The following is a 264-nucleotide window of genomic DNA, read 5'->3' as shown; positions in this document are numbered from 1 at the left end:
AGGTGCTGACCAGTTCATTGGTGGTGCCGGTAACGACATCGCGAGTTATGGCGACAGCCAAGTGGGCGTGACGATCAACACCAAAACTGGCGTGAACTCCGGGATTGCAGCCGGTGATACCTATGTTGGCATCGAAATTTTGCAGGGTTCCGGCAGCAACGACACCTTTATCAGTGGCGAAGCTGCGGACCAGTTTTACGGTTCGGGCGGTAACGACACCATTGATTATTCCGGCTCTGCCAGCGGCGTAACGGTGAGTCTGGT

Annotated in this window: 1 pseudogene; it reads left to right on the top strand. The window is 55.3% G+C overall.

Annotation, left to right across the window (positions count from 1 at the left end):
- A pseudogene (locus A8O26_RS30015) lies at window positions 1-264 on the top strand (calcium-binding protein); the annotation flags it as partial.

The sequence above is a fragment of the Pseudomonas fluorescens genome, assembly GCF_001648775.1.
In the GTDB taxonomy this organism is placed as follows: Bacteria; Pseudomonadota; Gammaproteobacteria; order Pseudomonadales; family Pseudomonadaceae; genus Aquipseudomonas; species Aquipseudomonas fluorescens_M.
This window is presented reverse-complemented; position numbering and strand designations above follow the sequence as displayed.